Origin of the sequence: Tsukamurella sp. TY48, from assembly GCF_019656655.1 — a bacterium.
Taxonomy (GTDB): Bacteria; Actinomycetota; Actinomycetes; order Mycobacteriales; family Mycobacteriaceae; genus Tsukamurella; species Tsukamurella strandjordii.
Window position 1 is genome coordinate 619,026 of the sequence record NZ_BPMV01000002.1, and the last position, 16,575, is coordinate 635,600.

15 protein-coding genes are annotated in these 16,575 nt (G+C 70.2%); 3 read left to right on the forward strand and 12 right to left on the reverse strand.

Translation table 11 applies throughout. The annotated features are described in order from the left end of the window. Positions 1-3: 3 nt before the first annotated feature. A complete protein-coding gene (recA, locus tag TTY48_RS18810; protein ID WP_220659161.1) occupies positions 4-1,056 on the reverse strand; it encodes a recombinase RecA in 1,053 nt (350 codons plus the stop codon). 377 nt (positions 1,057-1,433) lie between these two features. After that, entirely contained in the window at positions 1,434-4,961 is a 3,528-nt protein-coding gene (locus TTY48_RS18815; RefSeq protein WP_220659628.1) for an indolepyruvate ferredoxin oxidoreductase family protein, read from the reverse strand. Between the two features lie 231 nt (positions 4,962-5,192). Here TTY48_RS18815 and TTY48_RS18820 point away from each other — a divergent pair, with 231 nt between their 5' ends. Beyond that, the gene (locus TTY48_RS18820; RefSeq protein ID WP_220659162.1) at positions 5,193-8,333 is read left to right on the forward strand and encodes an arabinosyltransferase domain-containing protein; all 3,141 of its coding nucleotides are present in this window, start codon (positions 5,193-5,195) and stop codon (positions 8,331-8,333) included. 62 nt (positions 8,334-8,395) lie between these two features. Here TTY48_RS18820 and TTY48_RS18825 read toward each other — a convergent pair whose 3' ends face one another. The 8 genes from TTY48_RS18825 to pgsA all read right to left on the reverse strand — a co-directional run bounded on the left by TTY48_RS18825 (position 8,396) and on the right by pgsA (position 13,331). Next, positions 8,396-8,587, reverse strand: a complete 192-nt coding sequence (locus TTY48_RS18825; RefSeq protein ID WP_220659163.1) for a DUF3046 domain-containing protein — start codon at positions 8,585-8,587, stop codon at positions 8,396-8,398. Positions 8,588-8,596: 9 nt separating this feature from the next. Continuing rightward, positions 8,597-9,739: a glycosyltransferase gene (locus TTY48_RS18830; protein ID WP_220659164.1), complete on the reverse strand. Its 1,143-nt coding sequence runs from the start codon at positions 9,737-9,739 to the stop codon at positions 8,597-8,599. A 31-nt stretch (positions 9,740-9,770) separates the two neighbouring features. After that, on the reverse strand, positions 9,771-9,941 hold the full coding sequence (locus tag TTY48_RS18835; RefSeq protein ID WP_220659165.1) for a hypothetical protein: 171 nt from the start codon (positions 9,939-9,941) through the stop codon (positions 9,771-9,773). Between the two features lie 123 nt (positions 9,942-10,064). Beyond that, on the reverse strand, positions 10,065-10,934 hold the full coding sequence (locus TTY48_RS18840) for a hypothetical protein (RefSeq protein WP_220659166.1): 870 nt from the start codon (positions 10,932-10,934) through the stop codon (positions 10,065-10,067). 7 nt (positions 10,935-10,941) lie between these two features. Then, complete coding sequence (locus TTY48_RS18845) at positions 10,942-11,757, reverse strand: PspA/IM30 family protein (RefSeq protein WP_220659167.1); 816 nt, start codon at positions 11,755-11,757, stop codon at positions 10,942-10,944. Between the two features lie 165 nt (positions 11,758-11,922). Beyond that, positions 11,923-12,198, reverse strand: coding sequence for a helix-turn-helix domain-containing protein (locus TTY48_RS18850; protein WP_220659168.1), 276 nt, complete (start codon positions 12,196-12,198; stop codon positions 11,923-11,925). Between the two features lie 85 nt (positions 12,199-12,283). Next, positions 12,284-12,766, reverse strand: a complete 483-nt coding sequence (locus TTY48_RS18855) for a CinA family protein (RefSeq protein ID WP_220659169.1) — start codon at positions 12,764-12,766, stop codon at positions 12,284-12,286. After that, on the reverse strand, positions 12,753-13,331 hold the full coding sequence (gene pgsA / locus TTY48_RS18860; RefSeq protein ID WP_220659170.1) for a CDP-diacylglycerol--glycerol-3-phosphate 3-phosphatidyltransferase: 579 nt from the start codon (positions 13,329-13,331) through the stop codon (positions 12,753-12,755). The genes TTY48_RS18855 and pgsA overlap by 14 nt, the downstream gene beginning before the upstream one ends. Before the next feature lie 55 nt (positions 13,332-13,386). On the opposite strand from pgsA, the gene TTY48_RS18865 reads away from it, so the two are divergent. After that, positions 13,387-13,893 carry an amino-acid N-acetyltransferase gene (locus TTY48_RS18865; RefSeq protein ID WP_344185652.1) on the forward strand — a complete coding sequence of 169 codons (507 nt, stop codon included), beginning with the start codon at positions 13,387-13,389 and terminating at the stop codon, positions 13,891-13,893. Here the strand turns inward: TTY48_RS18865 and TTY48_RS18870 are convergent. Then, positions 13,890-14,552, reverse strand: a complete 663-nt coding sequence (locus TTY48_RS18870) for a hypothetical protein (protein WP_220659171.1) — start codon at positions 14,550-14,552, stop codon at positions 13,890-13,892. The genes TTY48_RS18865 and TTY48_RS18870 overlap by 4 nt on opposite strands. A gap of 47 nt (positions 14,553-14,599) precedes the next feature. Here TTY48_RS18870 and TTY48_RS18875 point away from each other — a divergent pair, with 47 nt between their 5' ends. Next, positions 14,600-15,340 carry a putative protein N(5)-glutamine methyltransferase gene (locus tag TTY48_RS18875; protein WP_220659172.1) on the forward strand — a complete coding sequence of 247 codons (741 nt, stop codon included), beginning with the start codon at positions 14,600-14,602 and terminating at the stop codon, positions 15,338-15,340. 86 nt (positions 15,341-15,426) lie between these two features. On the opposite strand, the gene TTY48_RS18880 is transcribed toward TTY48_RS18875, so the two are convergent. Then, positions 15,427-16,437 (reverse strand): TerC family protein, encoded by a 1,011-nt coding sequence (locus TTY48_RS18880; protein WP_220659173.1) that lies wholly within the window; start codon positions 16,435-16,437, stop codon positions 15,427-15,429. Positions 16,438-16,575: the final 138 nt, after the last annotated feature.

Genomic DNA, 16,575 nt, shown 5'->3' on the forward strand with positions numbered 1-16,575 from the left:
CGGCTAGAACTCGACGGGCGCCGGGGCGATCTCGTCGGCATCCACGGCGGTGACGTCGGCGCCGACGCCCAGCTTCTCCTTGATCCGCTTCTCGATCTCGTCGCGGACGTCCGGGTTCTCCAGCAGGAACTTGCGGGCGTTCTCCTTGCCCTGGCCCAGCTGGTCACCGTCGTAGGTGTACCAAGAGCCCGACTTGCGGATGAAGCCCTCGTTGACGCCCATATCGATGATGGAGCCCTCGCGGCTGATGCCCTGGCCGTAGATGATGTCGAACTCGGCCTGCTTGAACGGCGGCGAGACCTTGTTCTTGACCACCTTAACGCGGGTGCGGTTACCCACCGCATCCGTACCGTCCTTGAGGGTCTCGATACGGCGCACATCCAAGCGGACGGAGGCGTAGAACTTCAGTGCCTTACCGCCCGTGGTGGTCTCGGGCGAGCCGAACATGACGCCGATCTTCTCGCGCAGCTGGTTGATGAAGATGGCGGTGGTGCCCGAGTTGTTCATCGCGCCCGTCATCTTGCGGAGCGCCTGGCTCATGAGGCGGGCCTGGAGACCGACGTGGCTGTCGCCCATCTCGCCCTCGATCTCGGCCTTGGGGACCAGCGCGGCCACCGAGTCGATCACGATGATGTCGAGCGCGCCCGAGCGGATCAGCATGTCCGCGATCTCGAGCGCCTGCTCACCGGTATCGGGCTGGGACACCAGCAGCGCATCGGTATCGACACCGAGCTTGGCGGCGTAATCGGGGTCGAGCGCGTGCTCGGCATCGATGAAGGCGGCGATACCGCCCTTGGCCTGCGCCTCGGCGACCGCGTGCAGCGCGACCGTGGTCTTACCCGAGGATTCCGGGCCGTAGATCTCCACGACGCGACCCCGCGGGAGGCCGCCGATGCCCAGCGCGACATCGAGCGCGATGGAACCGGTGGGGATCACCGAGATGGGCTGGCGGACCTCGTCACCGAGGCGCATGACCGAGCCCTTGCCGTAGTTCTTGTCGATCTGAGCGAGCGCCAGCTCCAGCGCCTTTTCACGATCCGGTGCCGCAGGTGCCATGAGACTCTCCGTCCTTCGGGCCGACGATCCGCCGGCGCTGTCTGAAGTGTGTTGCCAAGGACGCTAGAGAGGGCCACTGACAAGTTTTCGCATCCGCACTCGGCGCGATCTCATCGGCTCGCTTTCACGTCGAACACTCACGACTATAGGGGAACGACCGTTCGAAGCAAGCACCTCGGCTGCGACACGCCGCGAGCCCCGCCGATGCCACGGATCGGCAGCGCCGACCACTGCCACCACCTGCGACGACACCCGACCGCCGGACATCGGGCGCACCGTCGACATGAAGTGCCGGTTGAGACCGACGTTCGAACGGGTCGAACGCAGCGGTGCCCGCCCCGGAGGCCGGGACGGGCACCGTCGTCCGATGGGCGGGTCTACCAGCCCAGCGCCTCCAGCTGCGCCTGGACCGCGGCGCGGTAGGTCGCCACGTTGGCGGTCTTGACGCCCTCGTAGCCGCGCACCACATCGGGCAGCTCGGCCAGGGCGATCACCTGGGCGCGCTGCTCCTCGGTCACCCGATCGCCCTCGATCGCGGCGATCATCAGCCCCAGCAGGGCCCGGTACTCGGCGATGAGCGAGCGCTCCATGCGCCGCATCTCGGTCATGCCGAACGGGTCGAGCCGGGTGCCGCGCAGGCGCTTCATCCTGGCCAGCGTCTTCATGCCCGGGTTCACCCACTCGCCCAGGGCCAGCTTGTTCTTCAGGCCCATCTCCCGCAGCGTCGGCGGGTGCAGGCGGATCGCCTTCTTCGCATCGGCACCGAACTCATCGGCCACGTGCGCGGCGAACTCGGCGTCCTGCGTGAGGCGGGCCACCTCGTACTCGTCCTTGTAGGCCATGAGCTTGTGCAGGTAGTGCGCCACGGCGGCGGTGAGATCCTCGGTGCCCCAGCGCTGCTCGGCGCGCAGCACGCGGGCCACATCGTCCACGTAGCGGGTGGCGTAGGACTTGTCCTGGTAGGCCACCAGCTCATCGACCCGCAGGCCGACCATGCGCGCCAGCTCTTCGGAGACCTCCCCGAGGCGCGCCGTCTGCCGGGCGGCGAACGGGCTCGGCTCCACCGGAGCAGGAGCGGGATGCAGCGCGTCGATCGCCGCGGTCACGCCGGCCGCATCGGCCACCGACTGGCGGCCGCGGCGGAAGGCCTGCAGGTTCTTGTCCACGGCCACGCCGTTGAGCTCGATGGCCCGCTCGATCGACGCCGAGGTGATGGGCAGCGCGCCGGTCTGGAAGGCGGCGCCCACCATGAACATGTTCGCGTACTGCTCGTCTCCGAACAGGGCCAGCGTGAGCGCGCCCGGATCGAGGTACACCGACCGCAGCGAGGCCCGGTCGATCGCCTCGTGGATGCTCCCCTGATCCGGGTAGCCCACCGCGGTGTCGATCACCATGGCGCCGGTGGGCACCTTGGTGGTGGAGACGATCGAGGTGGTGCGCTCGGGCGAGGCCACCTTGAGGTTCGCCGGATCGACACCCACGAGCCCGTCGCAGGAGAGGTACACGTCGCAGTCGCCCGAGGCCACCTTCGCGGCCTGTTCGACGTAACCGGCCGACACCTTGACGTCGGAGACCACAGCGCCGCCCTTCTGCGCCATGCCGGTCATGTCGACGGTGCGCGCCACGTGCCCGTCGAGCACGGTGGCCGTCGCCAGGATCTGCGAGACCGTGACCACACCCGTGCCGCCGATGCCGGTGACCCGGATCGAGAAGCCGTCGGCCTCGCGCCGCGCCTTCACGGGCTGCGCGACCGCGTCGGCGCTGATGTCCGGGACCGACTTGCGCACCTTGCCCGTGGCGCCCGGCGTGACCGTGACGAACGACGGGCAATCGCCCTTGAGGCACGAGAAGTCGAGGTTGCACGAGCTCTGGTCGATGCGGGTCTTACGGCCGAACTCCGAATCCACCGGGTGCACCGAGAGGCAGTTGCTCTTCTGGCCGCAGTCGCCGCAGCCCTCGCAGATCCGCTCGTTGATCACCACGCGCTGGTCCGGGGTGGGGTACTTGCCGCGCTTGCGCTTACGCCGCTTCTCGGCCGCGCAGTGCTGATCGTGCACCAGCACGGTGACGCCGTCGAGTTCGGCCAGCTCGCGCTGGATGTCCATCATGTCGGCGCGGTCGCGCACATCCACACCGGCGGGCATCCCGAGGGCCCTGGTGCGCTTCGGATCGTCGGAGGTGACGACCACCTTGGTGACCCGCTCGGCCAGCAGCAGGGTGCAGATCTGCGGCAGCGTCATCTCGCCCACCGGATCCTGGCCGCCCGTCATGGCGACGGTGCCGTTGAACAGCAGCTTGTAGGTGATCCGCTCCCCCGATGCCACGGACTGGCGCAGCGCCAGCGAGCCGGAGTGCATGAAGGTGCCGTCGCCGATGTTCTGCACGAAGTGCTTCTGGGTGACGAACGGGGCCATGCCCACCCACTGCGCGCCCTCGCCGCCCATCTGGCTGACGCCGGTCACATCGCCCACCTGCTGCGGGTCCATGAGCAGCACCATGGCGTGGCAGCCGATGCCGGCGCCCACCAGCGTGTCGTCGGAGACCTTGGTGGAGCTGTTGTGCGGGCACCCCGAGCAGAAGTACGGGCTGCGCACGGCGAGCGGCAGTTCGATCCGGGTGCGCTGGCGGGCCTTGCGGTCCAGCCAGTCCTTCGCGGCGGGCACCTGGTGCACGCGTGCGAGCCGGGAGGCGAGACCGCGGGTCACCGAGTCGACGTCGAGCTCGCCGAAGCGGGAGAACAGAGTGGAGCCGTCCTCGTTGGCCTTGCCGACGATGTTCGGCGCGCCGGGGTGCCGGAACAGGATGTCGCGCATCATGGTCTCGAGGAAGTCGCGCTTCTCCTCGACCACGATCACCTCGTCGAGCCCGTCGATGAACTCGTGCAGGATCTGCCGCTCGAACGGGTAGACCATGCCCATCTTGAGGATGCGGATGCCGAGCCTGTTCAGCTCGTCGTCGCCGATGCCGATGAGCCGCAACGACTCCCGCACATCCATGTAGGTCTTGCCGGCGGCCACGATGCCGATCCGGTCGTCGGCCGAGCCCACCTCGATGCGGTTGAGCCGGTTGATCCGGGCGTACTCGGTGGCGCGGGGCATCCGCACGGTGAGCTGGTTCTGCTCCAGCTCCATGAGATTGGCGCCCAGCAGCTTGCCCGACGGGACGTGTGGGCTGGTGCCCAGATCACCGTAGACGGGCAGGATGCGGTCGGGGTGCACATCGGCGGTCGAGGCGCCGTCGGCGACGTGCGCGGAGATCTTCAGCGAGGTCCACAGCCCCGAGACGCGGGACATGATCGCGGCGTGCACGCCGAGGTCGAGGATGTCCTGCGAGTCGGCCGGGTAGAGGATCGGCATGTACAGGTCCGCGAGCGCCATCTCGGAGGCGCAGGGCACCGTCGAACTCTTGGCACCCGGATCGTCGCCGACGAGGGCCACCGCGCCGCCCGTGGGGTGCGTGCCGATGAGGTTGGCGTGGCGCAGCGCGTCGGTGGCGCGGTCGAGGCCGGGGGCCTTGCCGTACCAGTAGCCGACCACACCGTCGACCCCCTCGGTGAGGTTGCCCACCTGGGCCGCGACCTGCGAGCCCATCACCGAGGTGGCGGCGAGCTCCTCGTTGAGGCCCGGCCGGTGCACCACGTTGTAGTCGCTGAGGTACTTGCCGCGCTTGGCGATCTCCAGGTCGTAGCCCGCGAGCGGCGAGCCCTCGTAGCCGGAGATGAACGAGGCGGTGCGGAGGTTCTGGCGGCGGTCCAGCCGCGCCCGGTCGCGCACCATGCGCACCAGCGCCTGAATGCCGGTGAGGTAGATCGTGCCCTGCTCGCGCGTGTACCGATCGTCGAGCGAAAAGGATTCGACGGAGGCCGATTGCCCGCCCCGGGGGTCCGCATCGTGGTCGCCCGCCAGGTCCCGTTCGGTGTTGCCACCGGGGAGCTTGTTGATCGGCGAGTTGGCGTCAAGGGTCACGGAAACCACCAGGCTTTCTGTTGTGCACTGCGATCCAGGGGTGGCGGATCGAGCGACGGGCTGTGTCGGTGGTCACAGCATAACGTGCAGCCGGGGAGAAATCACACGCCGCGGGGCCCCTCCCACGCGCCTGTCCGGGGTGACCGCCCGGGCCCGATACGCTCAGTGATCGTGAATCGCCGTACCGCTCGGATCGTCGCCGTCGTCACCGGCCTGGTGGGCCTGCTGCTCGCGATCGCCACGCCGCTGCTGCCCATCAAGCAGACCGCCGTGACGATCGACTGGCCGCAGGCCGGCTCGCCCGCCTCGGTGACCGCGCCGCTGACGATGTACAAGCCGCTCGACATGCGGGCCACGGTGCCGTGCGCGCTCATCGCCGCGCAGCCGATGGACAAGGAGACGGTGCTCCTCGCCACCACTCCGCCACCGGCGGGCGACCGGGCGCGCACCGTCGGTCTGTGGGTGACGACCGATGCCGAATCGGTGACGGTGCGCTCGCGCGGCGCGCTCGTGTACACCGTGCCGCGGCAGGACGCGGCCCGGTGCGGCGACCTGACGATCACCGTCGACGATCAGGCGGCGACCGCGAGCGCGGCCGGCCTGCCCGATCGCGGCGAGGTGCGCGGCGACTTCCGGCCGCAGGTAGTGGGCGTCTTCAGCGATCTGCCGCCGACGCAGGCCGGCCCACTGCCGAACGTGCACATCAACGTGGACTCGCGGTACACCTCCACACCGTCGCTGCTCAAGGGCCTCGCGATCGTGATCGGCGTGCTGTGCGTGCTGATCTCGATCGTCGCGCTGGCCGTGCTGGATCGGGCCGACGGTCGCAAGCGCCGCCACCTGATCCCCGGCCACTGGCTGCGTTTCGGGCTCGCCGACGCCGCCGTGATCGGCAGCCTGCTGGTGTGGCACATCATCGGCGCCCCCACCTCCGACGACGGCTACATCCTGGGGATGATCAAGGCGGCCCTGCACTCCGGCTACATGCCCGAGGTCTTCCGCTACTACGACGCGCCCTACGCCCCCTTCGGCATGCCCTTCTACGTGGTCGCCTGGATGAGCGAGCTCAGCGTGTCCAGCCCGTGGCTGCGGCTGCCGGCGCTGGTGTCGGGCATCATCGCCTGGCTGCTGATCTCCCGCGAGGTGCTCCCCCGGCTCGGCCTGAGCAAGCGCCGCGCGCCCCGCGATCACGCCCGCGGCCTGTGGGCGGCGGCGGCCGTCTTCACCCTGTTCTGGCTGACCTACAACCCCGGCCTGCGCCCCGAGCCGATCGTCGCGCTGGGAACCGTGCTCACCTGGTGCTGCGTGGAACGCACCATCGCCACCCAGCGGCTCGCGCCCGCGGGCGTCGGACTGATCGTGGCAGGGCTGACCCTGTCCGCCGCACCCACCGGCAGTTTCGCCTTCGTGGTCTTCCTCGTGGCCGCGGCGCCGCTGTGGAGGGCGGTGCGCGCCCACGTGGCCGCGAACGGCTACGCCGGCTCGCTGCTGCCGCTCGCCGCCGCCGGCGCCTCGGTGCTGTTCCTGATCTTCGGCGATCACGGGCTGATCGAGATGATCCAATCCACCAAGCTGCTGAGCACCGTCGGTCCGGCCGAGCCCTGGCACCGCGAGATCATCCGGTACGAGACCCTGTTCCAGCAGAACCCCAACGGCTCGGTGGCACGGCGGTTCTCGATGCTCGCGATGTTCCTCGCGGCGGCGGCCACCGCGGTCGCGCTGCTGTGGCGCCGCCGCATCCCGGGGATCGCCACCGGGCCCGCACGGCGGATCGTGGCCGCCATCGGCGTCTCGCTGCTGGTGATGGCCTTCAACCCCACCAAGTGGACGCATCACTTCGGCGCCTTCGCCACGCTCGGCGCCATGGTGGCCGCGGTGGCGGCCGTGGCCATCGGCCCGCGCGTGGTCCGGCGGCTGCAGTTCCGGCTGCTCTTCCTCGCCGCCGCCTCGGGCGCCGCGGCACTGGCCTTCGAATCGACCAACGGCTGGTTCTATCCCGGCAACTTCGGCATCCCCTGGGGCGGCGAAGAGCCGTCGATCGCGGGCATCAAGCTGGCCAGCGTCTTCGTGGCGCTCACCGTGGTGCTGCTCGCGGCCGCACTGGTGGTGCACGTGACCGGGTGGACGCCGCCGCCGTCGACACCCTCGGTGCGCCTGCCCGGGTGGGCCACCCCGATCACGCTGGTGGCCACGCTGATCATCGCGATGATCGGCGCGACCAACGCCGCGTCGATCCTGGTACAGCGGCCCGCCTACTCCTACGGACAGCAGAACCTGCAGTCGCTCGCGGGCAATCCGTGCGGCATGGCCGACGAGGTGCTCGCCGAGCGCGATGCGAACGCCGGTGTGCTCACGCCGATCGGGAACTCACCGCAGCCGCTGGTGGGCGAGGAGAACGAGAACTTCACGCCGAACGGTCTGGCGGGCGATCTCAACACCACCTCCCGCGGCGCAGCCGACCTGCTCAACACCGGCGACGCCGACACCACCGCGTCGAACACCGGTGGCACCGGCGGCGGCACGCTCACCACACCGGGCGTCAACGGCTCGACCGCGGCCCTGCCCTTCGGACTCGATTCGGCGCGCGTCCCGGTGGTGGGCAGCCGCCAGCAGGGCGCCAGCCAGCGCTCCGCGAAGGCCGTCTCCAGCTGGTACGCACTGCCCGCGGGCGGGGTGGACAAGCTGCTCACGATCAGCGTGGCTGGCCGCTTCGACCCGAGCAACCTGCAGCTCGAATTCGGTACCGGCACAGGAACGATCACACCCGTCGGATCGGTCACCCCGATCGACATCGGCCCCCCGCCGGCGTGGCGGAACTTGCGGGTGCCCGCCGACCAGGTGCCGCGCGGCGCCACGGCGGTGCGGGTGCGCGCGGAGGTCACGGCACCGTCGGAGCGCACCTGGGTGGCGTACACGCCGCCACGGGTCCCGCAGCTCACCACGCTGCAGGACCTGATCGGCGACGATCCCACGCTGGTCGACTGGGGCGCCGGCATCGGCTTCCCGTGCCAGCGGCAGTGGCGCGAGTTCGGCGGCATCGCCGAGCAGCCGCGGTGGCGGATCCAGCCGGAGCGCGATCTGGCCGCGGCGGCCACCACCACGTGGCAGGGCGGCGACGCCGGCGGTCCGCTGGGCTGGGCGCTGCTGCTGGCCAAGGCGCAGACCGTGCCGACCTACCTCGACAACGACTGGGGCCGGGAGTGGGGCGCGCTGGAGCGGTACCTGCCGTACGTGTCGGCGCCGCCCGCCGCCTACGGCCGCACCGACGTCACGCGGCAGGGCTGGTGGACGCCGGGACCGACGCCGGTGTAGCTACCGGCGGCTCGTGGGCACGTCGGGGTCGGGGCAGTGTCCCCGTCCCGGCGGAGGCCCGGCTACCAGCGGCTCTTGGGCACGTCGAACTCGGAACACAACGCCCGCCAGACATCGCGCGGGTCGACGCCGGATTCGATGGCCTCGTCGCCGGTCATGCCGAACTCTGTGAGCCGGTGGTCGCGCATCAGGGTCTCGCCCCGGAGGGTGCCGAACTCGGTGACGAGCAGTTCGCGGAAGTCGGTGAGACGCACCGGACCAGGCTACCGGTAGGCCTCGCACACCTGCACCGGGTCGGCGACCCGGTGCGCGGAGGAGGCCGCCGCGCGCGCGGCTGCGGCGTACGCCGGATCGCCGAGCACCGTGCGCACACCGTCGCGGATCGCGCCGGGGGTCGCGGGACGCACGAGGACGCCGCTCCCCTGCCGCGCCACCCGGTTCGCGAGTTCCCATTGATCGCCGCCGCCGGGCACCAGCACAACGGGGCGCCCGGCGGTGAGGGCCTTGGTGAGCATGCCGTGGCCGCTGCCGCACACCACCGCGTCGGCCTGTTCGAGCAGACGGTCCTGGCGGCCGAAGCCGCTGGCGACCCACGGCAGGTCGAACGCGGGCGGGTTGAGTCCGGAGACGGCGATCCGCACGCCTGCACCGTCGAGTCCGGCCACGGCGGTCTCGGCGAGGTCCTGCTCCCCCGTCGCCGCGGTCGACGGTGCCACCATCACCAGCGGATCGTCGCCGTCGGGAACCGGGCAGAGTTCCTCGGTGGGTTCGAGGGTCAGCGGCCCCACGAGGTGGGTCCGCGCGGGCCAGTCGGGCCGCGGCACCTCCAGCGCGGGAATGGTGGCGACGAGCCTGCCCTCGGGGCCCGGATCGCTCGCGGGAAGGCCGATTCCGGCGCGCGCCGCTTCGCGCTGGCGACGCCCGTTACGCAAGTCGCGAGCGGTGAAAGCGCGTAGGACGCAATCGCGGAGCAGTTCGCGCGGTGTGTTCCCCGGTGCGAGCCCGGCGCCGATCGGGGGCAGGCCCTTCGAGGGCAGGTACAGCGGGTGCGGGCTCAGTTCGAGCCACGGCAGGCTCAGGAGTTCGGCCGCCATCCCGCCGCCGGGCGTGAGGATGTCGGCCACCACGAGGTCGGGTTCGGCGGCGGCGAGCTCGGGCAGCAGGCGGGTGGCGATGTACGCGGCGCGGTCGTGGATCTTCGCGCCGGCGTCACCGTCGTCGTCACCGGGCCGGGCGGCGAGCCCCGGCAGTTCCCGGGTGTCGATTCCGCGGTGGGCGCCCACGCCCGCCCATTGCCGGCCGGTGAAGACCACCGCGGTGTGTCCGGCGGCGTTCAGCCGGAGAGCGAGCGCGAGGCCGGGCAGTGCATGCCCGGCCTCGGATCCGGCGACGATGGCGACGCGCACCCGCACTCCTTCCGTGCGGGCGGCCCCGCGGTCACAGGGTGGTGGAACTCTTCTTGCCCGAGCCCAGCCACTTGACCACCGAGACGATACCGATGATCACCAGTGCGATGAGGGCGAGTGGAAGCAGCGACTTGATGATCGCCGAAGCCACCATGAGGGCGATCCAGATGACGACGATCGCGCCGATGATCTTCCAGAACATTGCGGGTCCTTTCGATGGTGTGTGCGCCAGTTCTTTCACCATCCATACTGCCTCCGCCCGAGCGGGGAAGTCACGCGCTGAGCTGGGAGTTCGGGGAAAGATCGGGGTGAACCCTGAGCGGATCTACCAGCGATGCGGGTCGGGCACCGGGGGCAGCGCCTCGATGCCGTAGGCCCAGGCGCGGAGCCGTTCGGCGGTCTCCTGCAGGCGTGGCGTGGCGCGACTGAGGTCGTCGAAACGCGACGGTGAGCCCAGCGACTGCCGCGCGGCGGCCACGGTGGACGCGGCGGACCGCACCATGTCCTGGTAGGTGAGAATGCCCTCGTCGAGGCTGCGCAGCCCGTCGTCGAGGACGGCGCGCAGCATGATCGCGGACTCGCCCCCGCCGCTGATGGCGCGCTCCATGTCGACCAGTTGCTCGCTGTAGGAGATGATCGCGTCGGCCGAGGCCTCGGCGTCGTCGTCGAGCTCGGAGAGCGCATCGGGCGGGAGGGCGCCCGAGCGGTAGAGCACCGAGACCAGGGCGAGGAACTCCTGTTCGGCGTCGGCCAGGCGACGCACGGGGTCGTGCAGCGCGGACGACGCCGCGGGGATGGTGCGCCGGGCATAGGTGCGCGGCGGTACCGGGGTCTTGCGCAGGCGACGCAGCTTGCGCACCGCGTAGGCCGCGGGAACCACGATCACGGCGGTGATCGCGGTGGCGGTGCCGCCGACCACCGGTGCGGCAGCGGCGAATCCGCCGACGGAGACGACGGCCGACGCCGAGGTGGTGGCGGCCCAGCCGTTGACGGTGTGCCGCGCGTTACGGATGGCGCGCTGGTGCGCGATCTTCGGGTCGCGCCGCCGGGCCGCCTTGTCGCGGGCCTCGTCGACGGCGCGGGCGGCCGCCTCCATCGCGGTCGCCGAAGCGCCGATCGCGGAGGTGGCCATCCGTGCAGCGGAGGCCGCCACCGCCGAGAAGTCGGTGCGGTAGCGGCCTCCCTGGGAGCTCACGGCGCCCTTACTGTCCGGCGGGGTTCGGGCCGGCCTGGCCGGGCGCGGCCTGCGGTGCGGGGGCGGCCTGCGGTGCCGCGGGGGCACCGGCGATCTGACCGTTGGCCTGCATCGAAGCCCGGATCTGCTCCAGCCGCGAGTGCCCGGCCATCTGCACGGTGGCCTGCTGCACCTCTGCCATCCGGCCCTGGACCGAGTTCTGCGCGAGCTCGGTGGAGCCGAGGGCGTTGGCGTACCGCTTCTCGATCTTCTCCCGCACCTCGTCGAGGTTCGGGGTGTTGCCGGGCGCCGACAGCTGACCCATCTGGTTCAGCGAAGCGGAGACCTGCTCCTGCATCTTCGCCTGCTCCAGCTGGCTGAGCAGCTTGGTGCGCTCGGCGAGCTTGTTCTGCAGCTGCAGAGCGTTCTGCTCGACGGCGCGCTTGGCCTGGCCGGCGGCCTGCAGGGACTGATCGTGCAGGGCCTTGAGGTCCTCCACGCTCTGCTCCGCCGTCACCAGCTGCGCGGCGAAGGCCTCGGCCGCATTGGTGTACTCGGTGGCCTTGGCGGCGTCACCGGCGCCGGCGGCCTGATCGGCCAGCTGCACGGCCTGGCGGGTGTTGGCGGACAGCTTCTCCACCTCGGCCAGCTGGCGGTTGAGCTTCATCTCCAGCTGCCGCTGGTTGCCGATCACGGCTGCGGCCTGCTGGGACAGTGCCTGGTGCTGCCGCTGGGCGTCCTCGATCGCCTGCTGGATCTGCACCTTGGGATCGGCGTTCTCGTCGATCTTCGCGTTGAACAGCGCCATGAGGTAGCGCCAGCCCTTGACGAACGGGTTAGCCATCGGTCTACTACGCCTCCGTGTCGAAGTGTGTCCGGTCGGGTCGGCGCGGGCCCGAGTGGGCGACGTACCGACGTGATGTCCAATCTATCGGGTATCCGGGCCGTTGTGCGGCCCCGGACCGCGGGTTCAGGGATTTCCCCCGTACCCGCGGCCCGTGATCTCGGGTCAGGCGGCCGCCATGGCGGGGGCCGGGATGACCAGCTTCGGGAACGGCCGCATCGAGACGCTGGCCTGTGCCACCAGTTCGGCGACCTCCACGTCGAGTGCGCCGCAGATGGCGGCCAGCAGTTCGCTGGACGCCTCCTTCTGGCCGCGCTCGACCTCGGACAGGTAGCCCAAGCTGACCTGGGCCGCCGACGACACGTCCCGGAGCGTGCGTGCCTGGCGGACCCGCGTCTTGCGCAGATTCTCGCCGATCGCTTCGCGCAACAGTAGAGCCATGCTCACCTCCGATTCGTCGTTGAAACTTGATATCTGTTCACTCAACGCTGAGGAGGCCCGGTTGGTTCCCGTTTGCGGAATTTCCTTACGGATTCGGGTCGAGGACCCGGTCCCGGAGCTCCCGGAGCGCCGCGGAGACGGCGCCGTGCCGGACGGCGGAGCGGTCACCGTCGAGCCGCAGGGCGGTGACGGACGTGCCCGACGGTCCCGCGATGCCCAGGTAGACGGTGCCCACGGGCACGCCGTCCTGTTCGGTGGGGCCGGCCACCCCGGTGAGGCCGACGCCCCAGTCGGCACCACAGCGATCGCGGGCGCCGTCGGCGAGGAGGCGGGCGGTGTCCGGGTGCACGGGTCCGCATCGGTCGAGCACATCGGCCGGCACCCCGGCCAGGGTCGACTTGAGATCGGTGGCGTACACGATGAGGCCGCCGCGGAGCACCGCGCTGGCGCCGGGGACGTCGGCGATCGTGGCGGCGAACAGTCCGGCGGTGAGCGATTCCGCGGAGGCCACGGTCTGCTCGCGCGCGGTCAGGGCCGCGACGAGGCCGGCCGCCTCAGGTGCGGGCACGCCACCAGCTCACGAGGTAGTCGATGCCGGTCCACACCGTGACGATGACTGCGGCGCCCATGACGACTGCCTTCGGGAGGTCCATCCACGCGGGCAGCGGCATGAGGTAGAGGCCGATCGCGATCGTCTGCAGCATCGTCTTGAGCTTGCCGCCGCGACTGGCCGGGATCACGCCGTCACGGATCACGGCGAACCGGAAGACGGTGATGCCGAGTTCGCGGATCAGGATCACCACGGTCACCCACCACGGCAGATCGCCCAGCATCGACAGGCCGATCAGCGCGGCACCGGTGAGGGCCTTGTCGGCGATCGGGTCCATGAGCTTGCCGAAGTCGGTGATGAGGCCGTAGCGGCGAGCGATCTGGCCGTCCACGCGGTCGGTGAACATGGCCACCGCGAAGACGATGAAGGCGATCCACCGCCAGTGCGGATCGTGGCCGCCGTCGGCGAACAGGGCCACCAGGAAGACCGGCACGAGTACGATCCGAAGCACCGTGAGGGCGTTCGCCACATTCACATTGGAGACACGTGTGTCCGTGGGACTCACGCCATCCGGTGCACTCACGGCGCTAAGCCTATCGGGTCCGGGGATCGGCCCCCGCGCGCGCTAGTGTTTGGCGATGACCACCTCCGCCGCCGACGAGTTGCGTCGCGCCCGGACCTCCGACGTCCCCGCGATCAAGCGCCTCATCGACGTCTACGCGGGCCGGATCCTGCTGGAGAAGAACCTGGTCACGCTGTACGAGTCGATCCAGGAGTTCTGGGTGGCGCAGGTGGGCGGCGAGATCGTCGGCTGCGGTGCGCTGCACGTGCTGTGGTCGGATCTCGGTGAGATCCGCACGCTCGCGGTGGATCCGGCGGTCAAGGGGCACGGGATCGGGCACAAGATCGTGGCGCGCCTGCTCGACGAGGCGCGGTTCCTGGAGTTGCAGCGGGTGTTCGTGCTCACCTTCGAGACGGACTTCTTCGGGCGGCACGGCTTCGTGGAGATCGACGGCACGCCGGTGAGCGCCGAGGTGTACGCCGAACTGTGCCGCAGCTACGACCAGGGCGTCGCCGAGTTCCTCGACCTGAGCTACGTGAAGCCGAACACCCTCGGCAACACCCGGATGCTGGTGTCCCTCTAGCCCCACCCCGGCTCGACGGTGGGCCGGGTCGCTCCGGGGCCGCGCGTGAGCACGTCGATCAACCACCCGACGAGTATCGGGATCACCCAGGTGAACACGGCGAAACCGACCTGCATCGCGGCCGGCGCCCACTGGGTGACCGCGCCGAGCACCTGCTCCCCGACCACGTACTGCCACAGCGCCCAGGTGCCGATGCCCACGGGAACGGAGGCGATCCAGGCGATCCCGTCCCGGCGGGCGAGCCCCCACCCCGCGACCCCGGCGACCGTCATCACCACGCCGGTGAGCACCACGATCGCGTCGATGAAGCGATGGACCTCGCCCCGCGTGAGGGCCAGCCACAGCGCCACACCGGTATCGGTGAGTGCCACGAGCGTCCACGCGCCCACACCGGCCAGCCTGCCCGTCAGGCCCCTGCCGACCGCCGCGAGATACGCCAGAATCGGGAGGTACGGGAGGAGGGTGGCGGCCCACACCGTCGCCGCGGAGGCCGACGAGGGCATGCGATCCGCCACGACCGCGGCCACCGCGACGGACAGGATCGCGACCGCGCCGGAGCCGATCGCGACGGCCGGCCCCGTCGGACCGGGGCGTGCCGGGAGGGCGCGCGGGGGCGGCGATCCGGACGGTCCCGCGGGCGGAAATCCATAGGCGTTCACAGCCCGAAGTGTATGGCCGATTCGGTGAACCATGATTGACTCTTCGGGTGGACGTGATCGACGAATTGCGAGCGGCGGGTTGCGTGTTCGCCGACCAGGAAGCCGAGCTGCTCGCCTCGACCGCGACCGGCGCGGAACTCGAGGATCTGGTACGGCGACGTTGCTGTGGTGAACCGCTCGAGCACCTGCTGGGCTGGGTCGAATTCCGGGGTCGCCGGCTGGCCGTGGGCCCCGGAACCTTCGTGCCGCGCCGGCGCACCGAGCTGCTCGCCGAGCTCGCGGACGACGCCCGTCCGGCTGTCCTGGTCGAGCTGTGCTGCGGCGTGGCCCCCGTCGCCGCCACCTGCGCTGCGGAAGAGGCCTACGCGGTCGACATCGACCCGGTGCCCCTCGAATACGCCAGGCTCAATGCGCCCGGCGCCACGGTGCTCACCGGCGATCTGTACGCCTCACTCCCCCGCGAGCTGTCCGGCCGGGTGGACGTGATCGCGGCGAACGCCCCGTACGTCCCCACGGCGGCGATCGCGACGATGCCCGCCGAGGCCCGCGAGCACGAGCCGCGCGTGGCCCTCGACGGCGGCGCCGACGGATTGGCGGTGCATCGCAGGATCGCCGCCGAGGCGCGGATGTGGCTCGCGGACGGCGGCGTCGTCCTCATCGAGACGGGCCGCTACCAGGCCGAGTACACCGAGCGGCTGCTGCGCGCCGCCGGATTCGCCGCGCGCGTGGTCACCGATGCCGATCGCGGTTCCACGGTGGCCGTCGGCGTGCTCGAACCCGCGCACTGACCCGACTGCGCACCGAGACGACCGCGCGCCGAAACGACGAAGCCCGCCGGTCACCGTGGTGACGGACGGGGCTTCGCGCTGTCGGCCTACTCGGAGCCGGCGTCGATCGACTTCTTGTCGTCGTGCTTGGACTTGAGCAAGGACGCGATCGTGGTGATCGCGAGGACACCCATGATCACTGCCAGCGACAGGCCGGTCGAGATCTCCGGGACGGCCAGCGGCTGTCCACCGTTGATGAAGGGCAGCGTGTTCTCGTGCAGGGCGTGCAGCACCAGCTTCACGCCGATGAAGCCGAGCACGATCGACAGGCCGTAGGACAGGTACACCAGGCGGTCGAGCAGTCCGCCGATCAGGAAGAACAGCTGGCGCAGACCCATCAGCGCGAAGGCGTTGGCCATGAACACCAGGTAGGGCTCCTGGGTGAGGCCGTAGATCGCGGGGATCGAGTCGAACGCGAACAGCAGGTCGGTGAAACCGATCACGACCAGCGCCAGCAGCAGCGGCGTGGCGACCTTCTTGCCGTCGATCTTGGTGACCAGCTTGTCGCCGTCGTACTGATCGGTGGTGGGGACGATCTTCTTGAACAGCGAGGCCACGCGGCTCTCGCGCTTCTCCTCGTCGTCGATCGGCCCCTCGGGCGACGCGGCCTCCTTGACCAGCTTGAAGGCGGTGTAGATGAGGAAGATGCCGAACAGGTAGAACACCCAGCTGAACGCGGAGATGGCGGCGGCGCCCACGGCGATGAAGATGCCGCGCATGACCAGCGCCATCACGATGCCGATGAGCAGCACCTTCTGCTGGTACATCTTGGGAACGGCGAACTTCGCCATGATGATGACGAACACGAAGAGGTTGTCGACCGATAGCGCCTTCTCGGTGACGAACCCGGCGAAGAACTCTCCGCCGTACTGCGGCCCGGACACCACCCAGACGCCGATGCCGAAGATCACGGCCAGGCCGATGTAGACGGCGGTCCAGAAGCCGGACTCCTTCAGCGTGGGCTCGTGCGGGGTGCGCACGTGGGCGAAGAAGTCGAAGACGAACAGTCCCAGAACCACCAGGATGGAGACGACCCAGACAAGGGTTGAGACGTGCATTGCATATACCTCCGGTACAAGATCCGGAGGTCTCTCCCCACCCGACGATGCGGGTTCAGCGCGCCCGGGCGGATATCGATCCACCGTGATGACGATCGCGCTGCGAGCGGGATACTCCCCTCACAAATGCATGATCAC